The sequence below is a fragment of the Polaromonas naphthalenivorans CJ2 genome (assembly GCF_000015505.1).
GTDB lineage: Bacteria > Pseudomonadota > Gammaproteobacteria > Burkholderiales > Burkholderiaceae_C > Polaromonas > Polaromonas naphthalenivorans.
Genome location: NC_008781.1, coordinates 2,301,867 through 2,320,837, shown reverse-complemented (window position 1 = coordinate 2,320,837; position 18,971 = coordinate 2,301,867). Strand labels below are relative to the sequence as shown.

Genomic DNA, 18,971 nt, shown 5'->3' with positions numbered 1-18,971 from the left:
AATGGGTCAACTACCAAGGAGAGCATTCATGATGACGAAGAGCATTCAATCCCTGCTTGCCGCAGCGGCGATTCTCGGGGCTTGCGCGGCGGGCGCGCAGGATAGGGACAAGGCCGCGAGTCCGGCGTGGCAGGACCAGTTCGGCATCTCGAACTGCACCATCGTGACGCAGGGCAGAAATCAATACACCGTGCTGGAGCCGGGCTTTCAGCTGGTCCTCGAAGGCGGCGATACCCGGCTCCAGATCACGGTCCTTGATGAGACCAAGGTGGTCGATGGGGTCACTACCCGCGTGGTCGAGGAAAAAGAATGGAAGAACGGTGAACTCTACGAAGTCGCCCGGAATTACTTCGCCATGTGCGAGCAAACCAGGGACGTGTTCTATTTCGGCGAAGACGTCGATTTTTACAAGAACGGCAAGGTGACCAAGCACGACGGCACCTGGCATGCTGGCGTGAATGGCAACCGGGCCGGTCTGCAGATGGCCGGGGCGCCACAACTGAAGATGAAGTACTACCAGGAGATCGCGCCCGGCGTGGCCATGGACCGGGCCGAGATCGTGAGCCTGAACGAGACCTGCAAAACCCCGGCAGGGACGTTCTCCAACTGCCTGAAGGTCAAGGAAGGCTCGGCCATCGATATCACCGCGCGCGAGTACAAGTATTACGCGCCGTCGATAGGGCTCGTCAGGGACGAGGACTTGCGCCTGACGAAGTACGGTTTCATCAACGGCAAATAGGCCTGTCCCATCGTGTCCGCGCATTTGAGTCCACTGCGTCGAGCCGCATCGCTCTGCGCCTTGTGGTCAGCCGCGCTCGCCGCCGCGCCGGTTGTTGCCGCCGAGCCAGGCAATGATCGCGGCGAGATGGCCCCGGCTGGCGCGCTGGCGGTGCAGGCAGGCTTGGCCGCAGAACACCTTCTTGATCAGGCGTCTGGCCCGGCCGGTGTGCAGCCCTTGGTCATGGAAAGCGCCGCCGATGGCGCCGCCGGCACGCAGCTGGCGCAGTTCCAGTTGCCGAAGGCTTCGTCCGGGGAGCCGGTTTCGCCCGGCAGCCCGGACGCGCCAAGGTATCCGGAAAGGCCATTGATCCAGCAGTTGACGTACCAGTATTCCTATGGCAGCGAGTCAGACATCACTTACCGCCGCAACCCGGATCTCGACAAGCGCTTGCGGGACAACTCCCTCATCCTGGCGCCGCAGGTCAACGGCAGTGTCATCTACCGGCCCAATGCCCGGGTGGAAATGATGCTGGAGATGATCCTGGAGCGGGAGATCGCCGCGAGCGAGCAGGGCGTGGTCACTTTACCGAGCGGGCAAACGCAAGTTGCGCCCCGAAGGCGCGCCTCGATGCCGATTGACCAGGCCTGGGTGACATTCAAGGAGCTGGGTCCGTTCGAGATGACGCTGGGGCGGCGCAATTTCGAGGACGGCCGCCATTGGCTGTACGACACCTCGCTCGATACGGCCTTCGTCAAATTCAAGCAAGGCGCCTATCAGGCCGAGCTGAGCGTTTCACGAAAGGACAGGCTGGACCTGGACCTGCTCGCGCCGGTGCAGAAGACACGAACCGACAACTACATGTTCTACCTGGACTACCGCGGCATCGAAGACATCAAGCTGGCCGGCTACACGATTGCGCGCAATGATCGAACGGGAATCGAAGGAAAGCCCCTGCACATGGGCGTGCGCGCCTATGGCATGCCTTCCGACCGCTTCAATTTCTGGACCGAGCTGGCCCTGTTGCGCGGCAAGGACGCGGTCCAGAAGAATTTCAAGGCCCATGCCATCGATGTCGGCGCCACCTATCGCTTCCCAGCTCTGCCCTACGCCCCGAACGTGACGCTGGGCTACGCCTACGGGAGCGGCGACGACAAGCCGAACGACGACAAGAACCACGAGTTCCGGCAGACCGGCCTGCAGTCGAATGAAGGCAAGTTCGGGGGGATTCCAAAATTCAAGTATTACGGCGAGGCGCTCGACCCGGAACTGAGCAACCTGCAGATTCTCACGCTAGGCCTGGGCTTCAGGCCGGCGCAGAACGTCACGCTTGACCTTGTTTACCATCATTACCGGCTGAACAAAATCGCCGACGAAATCCGCAACTCGGCGCTGACCGCCCAAATGAACCAGGATGACACGCGGCTGAGCAAAAATGCCGGGCGCGCGCTCGACATCGTGCTCGGATTCCGCAACGTGCTGGGGGTGCGGCGGCTCGGGCTGGATGTGCGGGCGGGCCTGTTTTTTCCTGGAAATGCCTTTCGCAACGAAGATCCGGTGACAGGTGAATTTCGCAACGCCAACAAATCCATCAGCGTCCTTGCCAAGATCTGGTTTTAAGGCCGGCCTGACGCCAGGCCGGCCGAAGCTCAGGATTGCAGCTTTTTGACCAGCACCTGGCTCTTGCGGTCCCAGTTGTACTTGCGCTTTCTGGCGTCGGGCAGCCAGTCCGGATCGACCTGCACGAAGCCGCGCTTGATGAACCAGTGCATGGTGCGCGTGGTCAGCACGAAGATGCTTTGCAGGCCGGCGGCGCGGGCGCGCTGCTCGATGCGCTTGAGGATTTTCTCGCCATCGCCCTGGCCCTGGCTTTGCGGCGACACCGTCAGGGCGGCCATTTCGGCGGTCTTGGCTTCCGGGTAGGGGTAGAGCGCGGCGCAGGCAAAGATCACGCCGTCGTGCTCGACGATGGTGTAGTGGTCGGCGTCGCGCTCGATTTCGGTGCGGCTGCGCTTGACCAGCGTGCCGTCCTTTTCAAACGGTTCGATCAGCTGCAGGATGCCGCCCACGTCGTCGGCCGTGGCTTCGCGCAGTTCTTCAAGCTTTTCATCGACCACCATGGTGCCGATGCCGTCGTGGACGTAAATTTCCAGCAGCAGCGCGCCATCGACCGCGAACGGGATGATGTGGCTGCGCTCGACGCCGGCCTTGCAGGCCTTGACGCAGTGCTGCAGGTAAAACGCCGTGTCGGTCGGGCGCTGGCTGGGTGGCGCTTTGCTCAGAAGCTCCTCGGCGGCGGCCAGCGGCAGCTCGGTGTCGATGGGGTTGTCTTCGCTGGCGGGCTCGCCGGGCTTGAGACGGATGCCGGGGACTTCGGTCACGAAGATCAGCTTGTCGGCCTGCAGCGCAATCGACACGCTGGTCGCCACCTCTTCCATGGTCAGGTTGAAGGCCTCGCCGGTCGGCGAAAAGCCGAACGGCGACAGCAGCACCATCGCGCCCATGTCCAGCGTGCGGGTGATGCCGGCCACATCGACCTTGCGCACCAGGCCCGAATGCTGGAAATCCACGCCATCGACAATGCCGACCGGCCGGGCGGTGATGAAGTTGCCCGAGATCACCCGGATGGTCGAGCCGGCCATCGGCGTGTTGGGCAGGCCCTGGCTGAAGGCCGCCTCGATTTCATAGCGCAGCTGGCCGGCGGCTTCCTGCGCGCAGTCCAGCGCCACTTCGTCGGTGATGCGCATGCCGTGCGAGTACCTGGCCTGGTGGCCCTTGGCCCTGAGCTGTTCGTTGACCTGCGGCCTGAACCCATGCACCAGCACCACCTTGACGCCCATGCTCTGGATCATGGCCAGGTCCTGCGCCAGGTGCGGCAGCTTGCCGGCGGCAATCGCCTCGCCGCAGACGGCGACCACGAAGGTCTGGTTGCGGAACTTGTGGATGTAGGGCGCCACCGAGCGAAACCAGGGAACAAAGGTGAAATTGAAGACCGTGGACATGGCGCGCTTTCGGGGTTCGGGGCTGGGGGGCTGGGAAATGTCCGGAGGATTGACCCGTATCCGGCCCAGACCGCTTTCCCCGGCAGACAAAAAATAGCAGTGAGTGTAAGGGACTACCCTGATGGGCCGGGGGGCTTGGGGCAGAACGCCGATAATCAGCGGCTTTGACTCCCGGGTTCTCCTTGCTTCCTTCCTTGTCCCCTCTGGCCATCACTTTTCCCGAATCGCTGCCGGTTTCCGCCAAGCGCGACGACATCGCCGCGGCGCTCACGGCGCACCAGGTCATCATCGTCTGCGGTGAAACCGGCTCGGGCAAAACCACGCAACTGCCGAAAATCGCCCTGGCACTGGGGCGCGGCAAGCTCAACTACCCGCCCGGACAGGGCAGGATGATCGGCCACACCCAGCCGCGCCGCATCGCTGCGTCCAGCGTCGCCAAGCGCATTGCCGAAGAGCTGAAAACGCCGCTCGGCGACGTCGTTGGCTACAAGGTGCGTTTCCAGGACCGGCTGAGCCGCGATGCGTCGGTCAAGCTGATGACCGACGGCATCTTGCTGGCCGAAACGCAGACCGACCCGCTGCTGCGCGCCTACGACACCATCATCATCGACGAGGCGCACGAGCGCAGCCTGAACATCGACTTTTTGCTCGGCTACCTGCGCCAGCTGCTGCCGCGCCGGCCCGACCTGAAGGTCATCATTACCTCGGCAACCATCGACGCCCAGCGGTTCGCGGATTACTTCGCGTCAGCCAAGGGGCCGGCGCCGGTCATCATGGTCTCGGGTCGCATGTTCCCGGTCGAGCAGCGCTACCGCCCGTTCGAGGAGTCGCGCGACTACGGCCTGAACGACGCGATTGCCGATGCGGTCGATGAACTTTGGTTGAGCCCGCACAGCGCGGGCGACATCCTGATTTTCCTGCCCGGCGAGCGCGAGATCCGCGAAGCCGCCGACCACCTGCGCAAGCACCTGGCGCACCAGCCGCTGACGCGCAATGCCGAGGTGCTGCCGCTGTTCGCCCGCCTGAGCCAGGCCGAGCAGGACCGGATTTTTGACGGCCACAGCGGCCGGCGCATCGTGCTGGCGACCAACGTGGCCGAAACCTCATTGACCGTTCCGGGCATCAGATACGTCATTGACGCAGGCACGGCGCGCGTCAAGCGCTACAGTTTCAGGAACAAGGTCGAGCAGCTGATGGTCGAGCCGATCTCGCAGTCGGCCGCCAACCAGCGCGCGGGCCGCTGCGGCCGGGTGGCCGACGGCATCTGCATCCGGCTGTACGACGAGCCCGACTTTCTGGGCCGGCCGCGCTTCACCGACCCCGAGATTTTGCGCAGTTCGCTGGCCTCGGTGATCCTGCGCATGAAGTCGCTGCACCTCGGAACGATTGAAAACTTTGCCTTCATCGAGCCGCCGCAGGGCCGCGCGATTGCCGACGGCTACCAGCTGCTGGCCGAACTCGGCGCGGTCAATGACGACAACGAACTCACGCCCGTCGGCTGGACGCTGGCCAAGCTGCCGCTGGACCCGCGCGTCGGCCGCATGATCCTGGAGGCCAAGGACCGGCAGGCGCTTGACGAGGTGCTGGTGATTGCCAGCGCGCTGAGCGTGCAGGACGTGCGCGACCGGCCGATGGACAAGCAGGCGCAGGCCGACCAGGCGCATGCCAAGTTCGACGACGAGAAGAGCGAATTCGTCGGCTTCCTGAAGCTGTGGAAATGGCTGGGCGATTCGCGCGGCGGGCATGACGCGACGCACAAACTTACGAACCGCCAGTATGAAACCCTGCTGCGCGAGAACTTCGTCAACATCCGTCGCGTGCGCGAATGGCGCGACATCCATTCGCAATTGCAGGCGGTGGTCGGCGAGCAGGGCTGGCACCTCAATGACAAGCCGGCCAGCTACGAGCAGCTGCATTTGTCGCTGCTGTGCGGCCTGCTGGGCAACATCGGCCTGAAAAGCGAAGAGGACGACTGGTACCTGGGCGCGCGCGGCATCCGGTTTTACCGCCACCCCGGCGCGCGGCTCAGCAAGAAGCCGGGCCGCTGGATCGTAGCAAGCGAGCTGGTCGAAACCACGCGCCTGTTTGGCCGGGGCATCGCCAACATCGACCCGCAGTGGATCGAGCAGGTCGGCGGCCATCTTTTGAAGAAGCAGCTGCTCGACCCGCACTGGGAGAAAAAAGCCGCGCAGGTGACCGCGCTGGAGCGCGCCACGCTGTACGGCCTGGTGGTTTACAACGGCCGGCGCGTCAACTTTGGCCGGGTCGATCCGGTGACCTCGCGCGAAATCTTCATCCGCGAGGCGCTGGTGGCCGGCAACTGGGACACGAAACTGCCCTTCCTGGCCGCCAACGAAAAGATGATTGCCCATGTCCAGGACCTGGAGCACAAGGCGCGCCGGCAGGACGTGCTGGTCGATGAGGAGCTGATCTACGCTTTCTACGACCAGCAACTGCCGGCCGACATCTGCACCGGCGCGGGCTGCGAAAGCTGGTACAAAACCGAAGCCAGAAAGCAGCCGAATCTGCTGCTTTTGACGCAAGACGAGCTGATGCGCCACGAAGCGGCCGGCATCACGACCCAGGCTTTTCCGAAAACGCTGCGGCTGGGCGGCGTCGATTGCCTGGCGACCTACCTGCACGAGCCCGGCGACGCGCGCGACGGCGTGACCGTCGATGTGCCGCTGTTCGCGCTGAACCAGGTCAACGAGGAGCGCTGCGAATGGCTGGTGCCCGGCATGCTGAAGGACAAGATCCAGGCGCTGATCAAGACCCTGCACCAGCGCCCGCGCTCGCGCCTGGTGCCGCTGCCCGACACGGCCGCGCGCATGGCCGGGGAGCTGATGCAGGCCGAGAAGTTCGGCACCGGCTCGCTGACCGACGCGGTCTTGAAGTGGGTGCGCGATGCCACGTCGCTCGACATCAAGCGCGGCGACTTGAAGCTGGACATGCTGCCGCCACACCTGTTCATGAACTTTCGCGTGGTCGATGAGCACGGGCGCCAGCTGGGCGCGGGCCGCAACCTGGGCGCGCTCAAGGGCGAGCTGGGCTCGCAAGCGCGCGGGGCTTTTCAGGCGCTGGCGGGGCTGAAGAACCTGGGCAAGGCGGCGCCTGCACCCGCCAATCCGGGAAAAACCGATGCTTCAGCGCAGAATTCAGCATCAAATAAGCCTTCTGCGCAAGCAGGACGGGCGCAAACAGCTCCTGAAAAGATAGCAATTAAAACACCGGAGCGCTACACCAGCTGGAGCTTTGGCGAATTGCCCGAGCTGATGGAAATCGGCAAGGGCGCGCAGACCTTGATTGGTTTTCCGGCGCTGATCGACCTGGGCGATGCGGTGACCATCGAGGTGTTCGACGAGCCCGATGCAGCCGCCATCAAGCACCGCGCCGGCTTGCGCCGCCTGTTTTCGCTGCAGATCAAGGACGCGCTGAAATACCTGGAAAAAAACCTGCCCGACCTGCAGAAAACGGCGACTTCCTACATGCTGGTGGGCCGCGCGGCCGACAACTCGGGCGGCGGCACGGTGGACGAGCTGCGCCAGCAGATCATCGAGGTGGCGCTGGACCGGGCGTTCTTGCTCGATCCGCTGCCGACCTGCGAGGCCGACTTCAAGAAACGGGTGGACGACGGACGCGGCCGCCTGACGCTGATTGCCAGCGAGGTGGCGCGCCTGGCCGGCGCCATCCTGATCGAGTTCGCCGTGGCGCAGCGAAAGATCAAGGACACGAAAAACGCGACGGAAGCGGTGCAGGATGCCGCTCAGCAGTTGCAGCGACTGGTGCCCAAGAAGTTCCTGACCACCACGCCTTACGGGCAGTTGCAGCATTTCACCCGCTACCTCAAGGCGATCACCCTGCGGCTCGAAAAGTGGCGTGCCGACCCGGCCAGGGACGCAGCCCGCATGGTTGAACTGCGGCCGCAGGAGCAGCGCTACTGGCGCTTGGTGGCCGAGCGCAAGGGCGTACTGGATGCGCGCATGCAGGAATACCGCTGGCTGCTCGAAGAGCTGCGGGTGAGCTTCTTCGCGCAGGAACTGCGAACGCCGCAGCCGGTCAGCATCAAGCGGCTGGACAAGCTCTGGGCGCAGCTCAACAGCTGATGCGGAACGAAAAAAGGGCCTTGTAACAACAAGGCCCTTTTTCATCGTGCAAATCAATGGCTAGATTCGGCCCATCAACAGCAGCACGATCAGGATCACGACCACCAGGCCGATACCGCCGCTGGGGCCATAACCCCAGCTGCGGCTGTGACCCCAGGTGGGCAGGGCGCCGACCAGAATCAGGATCAAAATGATCAGCAGGATAAGCGAGATGGACATTGAAAACTCCTTGTTTTATATGCCCGTATTTTTGCCCGTCGCTTGAGTTCATCAAGCAGGAAGGGGGCTTGAGCAGGCGTCAGGAGTTGCCTACAGTTTGGCCAGCCGCTCCAGCGCCAGGTGAAGGGTTTGGTCTTTCTTGGCAAAGCAAAAGCGCACCACCCGCTGGTCGAAGCCGTCGCCATAGAACGCCGACAGCGGAATCGCCGCCACGCCGATCTCGGTGGTCAGCCACTGGCAGAAATCGGCCTCGCCCAGGTCACTGACCGCTGAAATGTCCACGCACTGGAAATAGCTGCCTTCGCTGGGCAGCAGCCTGAAGCGGGTGTTTTGCAGCCCGGTGCGGAACAGGTCGCGCTTGCGCTGGTACAAAGCCGGCAGGTCGAGGTAAGGCCGGTCATCGGCCATGTAGGCGGCCAGCCCATGCTGCACCGGCGTGTTGACGGTGAACACATTGAACTGGTGGACCTTGCGGAACTCCGCCGTCAGCGCGGCAGGCGCGGCGACATAGCCGACCTTCCAGCCGGTGACATGGTAGGTCTTGCCAAAGCTGCTGACGATGAAGGCGCGCGCCGCCAGTCCGGCAAAGCGCGCCGCGCTCTGGTGGAGCTGGCCCTGGTCGGCATCGAACACCATGTGCTCATACACCTCGTCGCTGATCAGGAGGATGTCGGTGGGCGCCAGGATGTCCTGCAGCCTGCGCATGTCGGCTTGGCTCCAGACTGTCGCGCTCGGGTTGTGCGGCGAATTGACGATGATGGCGCGCGTTTTGGGGCTGATCGCCGCGCTGATCTTGTCGAAATCGGGGCGGAAGGTGCCGGGCGTCAAAGGCACGCGCACCACCGTGCCGCCGGCCAGCTCGATGTTGGGCACATAGCTGTCGTAGCAGGGTTCCAGCACGATGACTTCATCGCCCGGATGCACCACGGCCAAAATGATGGTGATGATGGCTTGCGTGGCGCCGGCCGTGATGGTGATTTCGCTGCCGGCGTCGTAGCTGCGGCCATAGAGGGCGGCCAGCTTGGCGGCAACCGCTTCGCGCAGCACCGGCACGCCGGCCATCGGCGGGTACTGGTTCAGGCCGCGCTGCATGGCGCTGGTCACGGCGTTGACGAGTTGCGGGTCGCAGTCGAAATCAGGAAAGCCCTGGCCGAGGTTGACCGCGCCTTTCTCGGCCGCCAGCGCCGACATGACGGTAAAAATCGTGGTGCCGACCTTCGGCAGCTTGCTCGTGAGCAACGGTGTGCGGGCGGGAATCATGGGCTGGTTTGGCATGTTTCAGACCTCGTAGTCGTTGAGGCGGCCAGTCATGGCCTTGACGATCAGGTCGCGGCTGAGCTTGTCGCTGAGCAGTTCGGCAAACTTGTAAACAAAATTGCGCAGGTAGGCGCTGCGCTTGAAGGCCACGCGCGCCACGTTGACGCCGAACAGAGGACCCGCCGGGATGGTCAGCAGGTCACTGTTGCTGCCGTCGTCCTTGACCGCCATTTCGGCCACGATGCCCACGCCAAGCCCCAGCCGCACATAGGTCTTGATGACGTCGGCGTCAATCGCTTCAAGGGCAATGCGCGGATGCAGGTGCTTTGCCGCAAATGCCTGGTCCACCTTGGTGCGCCCGCTGAACGACGGGTGGTAGGTGATCAAGGGTTCCAGCGCCAGGTCTTCCAGGGTGATGTGTTCCTTGCTGGCCAGCGGATGGCTCAGCGGCATCACCAGCATGTGCTGCCATTCATAGCAGGGCAGCGTGACCAGGTCGTCGTATTGGTTCAATGATTCCGTGGCAATGCCGATCTCGGCGACCTCGTCCAGAACCATGCGCGCGACCTGGTCGGGCGAGCCCTGGTGCAGGCTGACGTTGACTTTTGGAAAAGCTTCCCGCAGCCGGGCGACCGGCTGTGGCAGCACATAGCGGGCCTGGCTGTGGGTGGTGGCAATCGACAGCGTGCCGCTGTCCTGCGCGGAATACTGCTCGCCGATACGCCGCAGGTTGCCGACTTCACGCATGATCAGCTCGATGCTTTTGAGCACATGCTCGCCGGGCTCGGTCACGCGCTTGAGGCGCTTGCCATGGCGTGCGAAGATTTCAACGCCCAGTTCTTCTTCCAGCTCGATGATGGCCTTGGAAACGCCGGGCTGCGAGGTATGCAGCGCCCGGGCGGTTTCGGTCAAATTGAGGTTGCGGCGGACGGCTTCCTGGACGAAGCGGAACTGGTGTAGGTTCATATGAAATTCATGCTAAATATAAATTTCATTATGCCTTCAATGTACTAAAGAAAACTTGGCGCTTGAGCCGTTTCCCAGGGCGCGGCAGCACCGCGACGCAAGGCTCAGGCCACGGCAATATCCGCCATCAGGGCCGTCATTTGTTCATACTCGCCTGCCGTCGGCAGGAGTTCAATGCTTACGCCGGGGTGCGAAAGCCGGATTTCTTCGATCAGCAGCGGCAGGTCTTCACGCGCATGTTTGCCGACACCCAGAAAAAGTGGAAATACCCTTAACTGGATTGCGCCGACAGCTATTAAATCAGTAGCGGCTTCCGGTAGGGACGGCGAGCAGATTTCCAGATAGGCGCAGCGCACCAGGGTGCCGGGGTGGCGGGCGCTGATTTGCGCGGCGACTGCTTCAATCGGCAGGCGCCACAGCGGGTCACGCGAACCATGGGCAAACAAAACAATACCGCGTTGCGCTGGAGTTGTGGGGGTCATGGGTGCAAAAGGGTAAAGGGCTGTGGCGGGGCTAGTCAGCGCCTGAGCACCAGCCAGCCGAACGCAGCCATGGAAATGGCCATGTAGAGCAGTCCGGGAGTGGCCGCTGCCAGCCAGGGCTGCCAGTTGCGCAGGTTGCCGATGTAGCCGAACACGTTGTTGAGCAGGAAAAAGCTGATGCCGATCATGACGCCGGCAAACACATAGCTGGTGATGCTGCCAGAGCGGAAATGCAGGTAGGCAAAGGGCAGGGCCAGCATCACCATGACCAGGCAGCTGAGCGGATAAAACACCTTTTTCCAGAACTCGATTTCATAGCGCTGGGAGGTCTGGCCATTGGCCTCCAGATGGCGTATGTAATTGAAGAGGTCAAGCGTGGCCATGCGGTCTGGCCTGAGCAGCGCCACGGACACCATCTCGGTGCTGATTTCCGTCGGCCAGCGATAACTGGCAACGTCGGTGCGCTTGACCTTGGCTTGCTGCGCAGGTGCATTGACGCCGCCCGCGCTGGTGGTGACGTCGAACTCGGTTCGCGTGGCATTGCGCAGCTGCCAGGCGGTATTCAGGGAAAATGCCGCTACCGGTGCTTCGGTGGTCGATACGATCAGCCCCTGGTGGTTGAACTCGTAAATACGCACGCCATGCATTTCGTTGTTGGGCGAGAGTTCGCTCACGTTGACGATGAAGTTGCTGGACACCTGTTTTTCCTTCAGCCAGGCGCCGGTCTGGCCCACGGTGATCTTGTTCTGGTAGCGGGCCTTCATGAGCTGGGCAGCGCGTTCGCTGGCCGGTGCGATGTAGTCGCCCACCAGGAAGCTGAGCGCCACAAAAAATGCACCCAGCCACAGCAGCAGCTTCAGTGCGCGCCAGGGGCCGAGTCCGCTGGTGCGCAAAATGGTGTATTCCGAACTCTGCGCCAGGCGCGACATGACGAAAATACTGCCAATCAGGACCGAGATCGGCAGCAGTTCATACAAGTGGTTGGGAATCAGCAGCGCCACATACAGCAGCGCATGCCTGATCTGGTAAATGCTGTCTCCGGCGCCGTTGTTCTTGCCCAAGTACTGGAGTTCATCGACCAGGTCAAAAAAGAAGAACAGGGCCAGGAAGCCCATGGCGACCAGCGCAATCGAGCCGAGCACTTCACCGTAAATCAGGCGGCGTATGGTTTTCATGGCGGGCTCCCGGCGCGCAGCGCAAGCGGTGCATGCGGTGGCTGGCGTTTCAGCCTGAAGCGCCAGTTGGCGTGCCGCTTGGCCAGCCATGCCAGCCCGAGCAGCAGGACGCCACCATGCAAGGCGAGCAACAGAGCGCCAAAACTGATCAGTCCGACAAAAATCCAGCTCTGGCCCAGGTTGACCAGGTTGTTGTAAACCACGAAGGCCAGCACGACAAACATCATGTTGCCGCTGCGCCCGCCCCGGGGATTGACCTTTGCCAGCGCGACCGCCAGAAACACAAAATTGAAGGCCGACAGGGCCAGGCCAAGCCGCCATGCCAGCTCGCCCAGGTTGCTGCGCGTGGGGTCTTTGATCAGCGCGCGGGTGGACAGCAGCTTGGCCTCGGGTGCGGATTCGCCAAGCAGCCCGGAATCATTGGTCTTGACGCCATATTCCTTGAAGTCGCTGATCTTGAGCGCCGATTTTTCCAGGTCATTTTCAAGCCGCTGGCCGTTGGACAGCATCAGGAACCGGGCGTCGCCCCGGCTTTCAATCCGGCCCGACTGCGCGGTGGTGATCGAGCTTTTCCCTTTTTCGGTGGCGGCAATGAACACGTTGGTGCTGGCCTTCTCGCCCGCCAGATCGCGGTCGATGAAAAACACCCGGTTGCCGCTGGAGGATTCCTGGAACACGCCGGGCGTGATGCGGTCCAGGTCGCCGCGTTGCTGGTAGCGGCTTTGCATGTCCTTGGTCTGCTGGTTGGTCCAGGGCCAGACAAACAGCGCCATCAGGGTAATGACCAGCAGCACCGGCCAGGCAAAGTGAAACAGCGGGCGCAAAAAGCCGGCCAGCCCCTGGCCGCTGGTGAACCACACCACCATTTCACTGTCGCGGTACATGCGCGTCAGGGTGCTGACCATGGCAATGAACAGCGAGATGGTCAGGATGGTCGGCAGGCGCCCGAGGCCGGAATAGGCCATGTAAAGCATCACGTCCTGTGGGCTGATGGAGCCGCGCGAAGCCTGGCCCAGGGTACGAATCAGTACGATGGTCATGACGATGGTGATGAGCACCACGAGGGTGGCACCAAAAGCGCGCGCCAATTCCTTGCGAATTGAAGATTGGAATAACATTGACTGAATGGCTGCCTTGCGTTGCTTTGTTGTTATGTGTGTAAGTTGGTTTCTCTACCGGACCCTGAACCCTGAATTATGGACTTTGAACTTAAAACTCTGACCCGCACCCTTATTTGCAACGAAAAAGCCGACGCGCTGATTGTGCTCATCCCCGAAGGCCTGACTGCCGGTGACGACGCCTTGTCAGTGCTTGCCGCACTGGCGATCAAGTCGGGCGATCTGGAGGTCAAGCCGGGAAAGCTGCTGAACGCCTACCGGGTGACTGGCATTGCGGCCACGCGGGTGCTGCTGGTCGGGGCAGGCGACGCCAGTCCAAAAAGTGTCCGTACCGCCGTCAATGCCGCCATGGGCGCCTTGAAGGCCGGCAATAATGTCCAGCGCGCCGTGCTGTGCCTCAATGCGCTCCCTACCCTGCAGCCCGAGGCCGTGCGCGCCGCCATCGTGGCCTGCTCCGAGACGGCTTACGCCTACACCACGACCAAGTCCAAACCCGCTGCCGCAAAACTGCAGCAGATGGTGGTTGCGGTGGACGGCCTTGCCAATGCGCAGGCAGGATTCGACAAGGCCGTCGGCCTGGCCAAGGGGATTGAGCTGGCCAAGGAATGGGCCAACCGACCGGCCAACCATGCCACGCCGACGCTGCTCGCAGGCGCGGCCAAGGAACTCGGAAAACTGCCCCGCATCAAGACCGAAGTGCTGGGCCCCAAGGAAATTGAAAAACTCGGCATGGGCGCCTTCCTGGCGGTTGCGCAGGGCACGGCCGAGCCCTTGCGTTTCATCGTGCTGCGCTATGAGGGCGCTGCCAAGGCAGAAGCGCCGGTGGTGCTGATCGGCAAGGGCATCACCTTTGACACCGGCGGCATTTCGATCAAGCCGGCGGCCGAAATGGACGAGATGAAATTCGACATGTGCGGCGCGGCCAGCGTGCTCGGCACGTTCCGGGCGCTGGCCGAGCTGCAGCCGGGGCTCAATGTGGTGGGGCTGATCCCGGCCTGCGAAAACATGCCCGGCGACCGCGCCATCAAGCCCGGCGACGTGGTCACCAGCATGAGTGGCCAGACCATCGAAATCCTCAACACCGATGCCGAAGGGCGGCTGGTGCTGTGCGATGCCTTGACCTATGCCGCCCGCCTCAAGCCTAGGGCCGTGGTTGACATCGCCACGCTGACCGGGGCTTGCGTGGTGGCGCTGGGCGGGGTGCGCAGCGGGCTTTTTTCCAATAACGAGGCCCTGGCCGAATCCCTGGCCAGGGCGGGTGAATCCTCGCTCGATCCGTGCTGGAGGATGCCGCTGGACGACGACTACGCCGAAGGCCTGAAAAGCAATTTTGCCGATGTCGCCAATGTGGCCGGACGCGCGGGCGGTGCGGTGACGGCCGCCAAGTTCCTGCAGCGCTTTGCCGCCGACTTTGCATGGGCGCACCTGGACATTGCCGGAACGGCCTGGAAAAGCGGTGCCGCCAAGGGGGCGACCGGCCGCCCGGTGGCGTTGCTGCTCGACTTTTTGCTTGGCCAGGTGCAGGCAGTGCCGGCCGCGCAGCCCGTCAAGGCAAGCCCAAAAACCAGGCCCGCCCGAAAAAGCACGCCTGCCGCCAAAACCCGGGCATGACCGAGATCGCCTTTCATTTCAATGTGCCCGACAAACTGGCTTATGGCTGCCGTTTGCTGCGCAAGGCCTATCTCAGCGGCGCCACGGTAGCGGTCATCGCCGAGCCTGAAGTGCTGGCGGAACTCGATGCGCTGCTGTGGAGTTTTTCCGCGACGGAATTTGTTCCGCATTGCACGGGCGCGGCATCGCCCGGCACACTGGCGGCCACGCCCGTCGTGCTGGCGGCATCGCCGGCGGATTGTCCGGGCCGTGACATCCTGGTGAACCTGGGCCAGGGCGTGCCTGGCGGGTTTGAAGGATTCGAGCGCTTGATCGAGGTGGTTTCAATACACCCCGAGGATGTACCGGCCGGACGAGACCGCTGGAAACATTACGCGGCGCGCGGCTACACCCTGAAAAGGCATGACCTGGCCAGCCGGGCCAGAGGCGCGGCATGAGCCGCCTGACAGGGCCGCCGGCTGACGTGCCCACGCTGACCGAAATCGTCCATCCGGTTGTTGCTGGCGGAGCTGCATCCGGCGGCGCCGTGGGTGTGGCCCCGGCTTCGGCTGAAATGCAGGAGCTGATGGTCCGGCGCGTGCTGCAGCGCATCGACCTGGTGCTGGAGCGGCGTTTGCACGAGGCCATCGAGCAACTGATCCTGGAGCATGCCGACGGCCTCTTGCCGCGTCTTCGGGAGGAGATTGAACTGGTCGTGCGTGAATCCGTGAGCCAGGCGTTTGGGCAGGAATCGGAGGCCTTTGCGGCTCGGCCGCAAAGCCGGCAACAGGATGTGCTCTGACGCAGCTTGAGGCTTATTTTCACGGTGAATGATGCTTGTCAAGGCAAACCCTCTGATCAAAGCCCACCTAGGGACGTTGCTATGGTGCAGGCCCAAAAATTGCGTTATGTTCCTTCCTGTTGAGTTAAAAAATGTTCTCAACCTTCACAGGTAATTTCCTAACCGGAGTGTTTTTTATGCAGATGAAATTGAAATTGACAGTAGTGGCAACCCTTGCAATGGTGGCAGGCCTGGCTTCAGCGCAGGATGCTGTCGTGAAAATTGGTCATGTGGCACCGATGTCCGGTGCGCAGGCCCACTATGGCAAAGACAATGAAAATGGCGTGCGCATGGCCATTGAAGAGCTGAACACTCAAAACATCGTCATCGGCGGCAAAAAAATCAAATTTGAACTGGTGGCTGAAGACGATGCCGCTGATCCAAAACAGGGCACGGCGGTTGCACAAAAACTGTGCGACTCTAAAGTGGCCGGTGTGGTGGGTCATCTGAACTCCGGCACCACTATTCCTGCTTCCAAGGTTTACAACGACTGCGGCATCCCCATGGTGACAGGCGCTGCCACCAACCCCAACCTGACAAAGCCTGGCTACAAAACAACCTACCGCATCATTGCCAATGACAACGCCCTGGGCGCTGGCCTGGCCTTTTATGCCGCCGATGCACTGAAACTGAAAAAAGTCGCGATCATCGACGACCGTACCGCTTACGGCCAGGGCGTGGCCGAAGTGTTCAAAAAGACCGCCATGGCCAAGGGCATGACGGTTGTCGATGAGCAGTACACCACCGACAAGGCGACTGACTTCATGGCGATTCTGACCGCCGTCAAATCCAAAAGCCCCGATGCGGTTTTCTTCGGCGGCATGGATGCGCAAGGCGGTCCAATGCTGCGCCAGATGGAGCAACTCGGCATGAGCAACGTCAAGTTTTTTGGCGGTGACGGCATCTGCACCGCTGAAGTGGCCAAGCTGGCTGGCGGCGCCAAGACCATTGGCAATGTGGTTTGCGCCGAAGGCGGAGCATCGCTGTCCAAGATGCCAGGCGGCGAAGCCTGGAAAAAGCGTTACGACGCCAAATATCCTGGCCAGTTCCAGATTTACAGCCCCTACACCTATGACGCAACGTTTGTACTCGTTGACGCCATGAAGCGCGCCAAATCCACCGATCCAAAGGTTTACACGCCTGAGCTGATCAAAACAAACTATAAGGGCGTGACCACCACCATCGCATTCGAGCCCAACGGCGAATTGAAAAACCCTGCCATCACCCTGTATGTGTACAAGGACGGCAAAAAATCAGCGCTGAACTGAAGTGATCTGTCTGATTTGCCCTGATGAGGTTTTGACAGGCAGGTAAAGACCAAGTAAAACCCTCCATCCAGAACGCCCCGTGCTCGCAAAGCACGGGGCGTTTTGTCTTTGAGCGGCAGATGCCGGGCCACGGGCGGTTATTCGTTTTCAGTCTGGCAGCTAGATTGGGCAGGGCCTGTGCAAGCCAGGCGAAATGCGCACAATGCCAGTAGCCTCGCAGCCTTTACTTTTTACCGGGTCATTTTCATGAACATCAACAACATCGGCCTTGTCGGCTATGGCGAAGTCGGCAAAATCTTCAGTGCCGGCCTGAAGGAGCAACCGGGCATCGCCGCCATGTCCGTCTGGGACTTGAAGCTGGCCGGTCCAGCCACGCAGGCGGCCGAGCTGGCGCATGCGGCTGCGGCCGGCGTGACGGCCCAGCCTTGCCTGCAGGCGCTGTGCGAGGCGAGCGACCTGGTCATCTCGGCCGTGACCGCCTCCAGCACCCTGGCCGTGGCGCGGGAGGCCGCGCAATTCATCCGTCCCGGCGCCATTTTCCTGGACCTCAATTCCGCCTCGCCCGGCACCAAGCAGCAGTGCGCCGCCCTGATTGACGCGGCCGGCGCGCATTATGTCGAAGCCGGCGTGATGACCTCGGTGCCGCCTTATGGCATCCGGGTGCCGATGCTGCTGGGCGGCGCCCGGGCCGCCGAACTGGCGCCGCTGCTGGCCGGCTGGGGCATGGATGCCAGGGCCGTGAGTGAGCGGCTCGGCGTGGCCAGCGCCATCAAGATGTGCCGCAGCATCATGATCAAGGGGCTCGAAGCGCTGGTGATCGAGAGCTACGCCACGGCCCGCGCCTACGGCGTCGAAGACCAGGTGCTGCCGACGCTGCAGGAAACCTTTCCGGGCATCGACTGGAGCGCGCAGGGCGCCTACTTCTTCAGCCGGGTGGTGCAGCACGGCCAGCGCCGGGCCGAGGAAATGCGCGAGTCGGCCAACACGGTGCGCGAAGCCGGGTTCGAGCCCTTGATGACCGCCGCCATCGCCACCAAGCACCAGTGGGTGGCCGACCAGGCCAGGGCCGGCGTCTTTGCGGGGGTTGACAAGGGCGCCCGCTGGCAGGAGTACGCCGACCGCCTGCTGGCTGCGCGCAAGCCGTGATTGAAGGCGACTGTGGCTGACTGCTGCTGATGCTCGATATCCTGGCCATCACCGGCCCCATCTATTTCACCATCGTCCTGGGTTTTATCACCACGCGGCGGGGTTTGTTCAGTCCGGCCGACATGCGCGTGATGGGCAAGTTCGTGATCAACCTGGCGCTGCCTGCGCTGCTGTTCAACGCGCTGGCGCAGCGCCCGATTGGCGAGATTCTCAATGGCCGCTACCTGTTCCTCTATGCGGCCGGCTCGCTGCTGACGCTGGGCCTGGGCTGGCTGTGGGCGCGCCGCGTGGCCGGGCAAGACGGCACCACCAGCGCCTACTACGCCATGGGCATGTCCTGCTCCAACAGCGGTTTCGTCGGCTATCCGATTGCCTTGCTGACCCTCGGCCCGGTGGCCGGCGTGGTGCTGGGCCTGAACATGATGGTCGAAAATCTTATTTTGATCCCGCTGCTGCTGGGGCTGGCTGAAAGTGGCCAGGGGCGCAGCGGCGCCTGGCATCTGGTGCTGCGCCAGTCGCTGGTGAATTTGCTGCGCAACCCGATGGTGCTCGGGCTGCTGGCCGGGCTCATGGTGTCGGTGATGGGCTGGCAACTGCCGTCTCCGGTCGCGCGCACGGTCACGCTGTTTTCCCAGGCCAGCGGCGCGCTGTCGCTGTTCGTGATCGGCGGGGCGCTGGTGGGGCTGAAAATCCAGGGCATGCGGCGCCAGGTGGTGCAGATTGCCGTGGGCAAGCTGCTGCTGCACCCGCTGGTCATGCTGGCCGTGCTGCTGCTTTCAGAGGTCGGCGGCTTGACGCCCATGGAGCCGCAGATGCGCATGGGCCTGCTGCTGACGGCGGCTTGCCCCATGCTGGGCATCTACACGATCCTGGCGCAAAAGTATGGCCGCGATGGCCTGGCGGCTGCGGCCCTGCTGGGCGCCACCGTGGCGTCATTCGGGTCGATCAGCCTCTTGCTGTGGGTGTTTCGGTCACTGCCGGGCTGGGGCGCCTGAGACGGCTTTGAGAGCGCGCCAAACGCCAAACGCCAAAATAGTGGCAATAGTGCCTTTTGCGCATACTCCACCTGCATCAGCAGCTATTTAA

At 62.5% G+C, this 18,971-nt stretch carries 16 protein-coding genes; 9 read left to right on the top strand and 7 right to left on the bottom strand.

The genetic code is table 11. The annotated features are described in order from the left end of the window. Positions 1-28: 28 nt before the first annotated feature. Both PNAP_RS10925 and PNAP_RS10920 read left to right on the top strand, forming a co-directional pair. Entirely contained in the window at positions 29-739 is a 711-nt protein-coding gene (locus PNAP_RS10925) for a hypothetical protein (RefSeq protein ID WP_157040264.1), read from the top strand. A gap of 12 nt (positions 740-751) precedes the next feature. Then, entirely contained in the window at positions 752-2,338 is a 1,587-nt protein-coding gene (locus PNAP_RS10920; protein ID WP_157040263.1) for an alginate export family protein, read from the top strand. A 29-nt stretch (positions 2,339-2,367) separates the two neighbouring features. Here PNAP_RS10920 and argA read toward each other — a convergent pair whose 3' ends face one another. After that, positions 2,368-3,720, bottom strand: coding sequence for an amino-acid N-acetyltransferase (argA, locus tag PNAP_RS10915; RefSeq protein WP_011801563.1), 1,353 nt, complete (start codon positions 3,718-3,720; stop codon positions 2,368-2,370). A 194-nt stretch (positions 3,721-3,914) separates the two neighbouring features. Here argA and hrpA point away from each other — a divergent pair, with 194 nt between their 5' ends. Then, positions 3,915-7,823, top strand: a complete 3,909-nt coding sequence (hrpA, locus tag PNAP_RS10910; RefSeq protein WP_157040262.1) for an ATP-dependent RNA helicase HrpA — start codon at positions 3,915-3,917, stop codon at positions 7,821-7,823. A 60-nt stretch (positions 7,824-7,883) separates the two neighbouring features. Here hrpA and PNAP_RS25635 read toward each other — a convergent pair whose 3' ends face one another. The 6 genes from PNAP_RS25635 to lptF all read right to left on the bottom strand — a co-directional run bounded on the left by PNAP_RS25635 (position 7,884) and on the right by lptF (position 13,040). Further along, the gene (locus tag PNAP_RS25635) at positions 7,884-8,042 is read right to left on the bottom strand and encodes a DUF3309 family protein (RefSeq protein WP_011801561.1); all 159 of its coding nucleotides are present in this window, start codon (positions 8,040-8,042) and stop codon (positions 7,884-7,886) included. Positions 8,043-8,132: 90 nt separating this feature from the next. Next, positions 8,133-9,317, bottom strand: a complete 1,185-nt coding sequence (locus tag PNAP_RS10905) for a pyridoxal phosphate-dependent aminotransferase (protein WP_011801560.1) — start codon at positions 9,315-9,317, stop codon at positions 8,133-8,135. Positions 9,318-9,320: 3 nt separating this feature from the next. After that, a complete protein-coding gene (locus PNAP_RS10900) occupies positions 9,321-10,265 on the bottom strand; it encodes a CysB family HTH-type transcriptional regulator (RefSeq protein WP_011801559.1) in 945 nt (314 codons plus the stop codon). A gap of 104 nt (positions 10,266-10,369) precedes the next feature. Then, complete coding sequence (locus tag PNAP_RS10895) at positions 10,370-10,747, bottom strand: sirohydrochlorin chelatase (RefSeq protein WP_011801558.1); 378 nt, start codon at positions 10,745-10,747, stop codon at positions 10,370-10,372. A 35-nt stretch (positions 10,748-10,782) separates the two neighbouring features. After that, positions 10,783-11,922, bottom strand: coding sequence for an LPS export ABC transporter permease LptG (gene lptG / locus PNAP_RS10890; RefSeq protein ID WP_011801557.1), 1,140 nt, complete (start codon positions 11,920-11,922; stop codon positions 10,783-10,785). Then, positions 11,919-13,040: an LPS export ABC transporter permease LptF gene (gene lptF, locus PNAP_RS10885; RefSeq protein ID WP_011801556.1), complete on the bottom strand. Its 1,122-nt coding sequence runs from the start codon at positions 13,038-13,040 to the stop codon at positions 11,919-11,921. Before lptF ends, lptG begins: the two co-directional genes overlap by 4 nt. A 78-nt stretch (positions 13,041-13,118) precedes the next feature. Here lptF and PNAP_RS10880 point away from each other — a divergent pair, with 78 nt between their 5' ends. The 6 genes from PNAP_RS10880 (at position 13,119) to PNAP_RS10855 (ending at position 18,880) form a co-directional block, all read left to right on the top strand. Beyond that, on the top strand, positions 13,119-14,651 hold the full coding sequence (locus tag PNAP_RS10880; RefSeq protein ID WP_011801555.1) for a leucyl aminopeptidase: 1,533 nt from the start codon (positions 13,119-13,121) through the stop codon (positions 14,649-14,651). Next, positions 14,648-15,088, top strand: a complete 441-nt coding sequence (locus PNAP_RS10875; protein ID WP_011801554.1) for a DNA polymerase III subunit chi — start codon at positions 14,648-14,650, stop codon at positions 15,086-15,088. Before PNAP_RS10880 ends, PNAP_RS10875 begins: the two co-directional genes overlap by 4 nt. After that, complete coding sequence (locus tag PNAP_RS10870) at positions 15,085-15,432, top strand: hypothetical protein (protein WP_011801553.1); 348 nt, start codon at positions 15,085-15,087, stop codon at positions 15,430-15,432. Before PNAP_RS10875 ends, PNAP_RS10870 begins: the two co-directional genes overlap by 4 nt. A gap of 176 nt (positions 15,433-15,608) precedes the next feature. Continuing rightward, on the top strand, positions 15,609-16,739 hold the full coding sequence (locus PNAP_RS10865; RefSeq protein WP_011801552.1) for a branched-chain amino acid ABC transporter substrate-binding protein: 1,131 nt from the start codon (positions 15,609-15,611) through the stop codon (positions 16,737-16,739). A 246-nt stretch (positions 16,740-16,985) separates the two neighbouring features. Further along, entirely contained in the window at positions 16,986-17,885 is a 900-nt protein-coding gene (locus PNAP_RS10860) for an NAD(P)-dependent oxidoreductase (protein WP_011801551.1), read from the top strand. Between the two features lie 29 nt (positions 17,886-17,914). Next, complete coding sequence (locus tag PNAP_RS10855) at positions 17,915-18,880, top strand: AEC family transporter (protein ID WP_011801550.1); 966 nt, start codon at positions 17,915-17,917, stop codon at positions 18,878-18,880. Positions 18,881-18,971 lie beyond the last annotated feature (91 nt).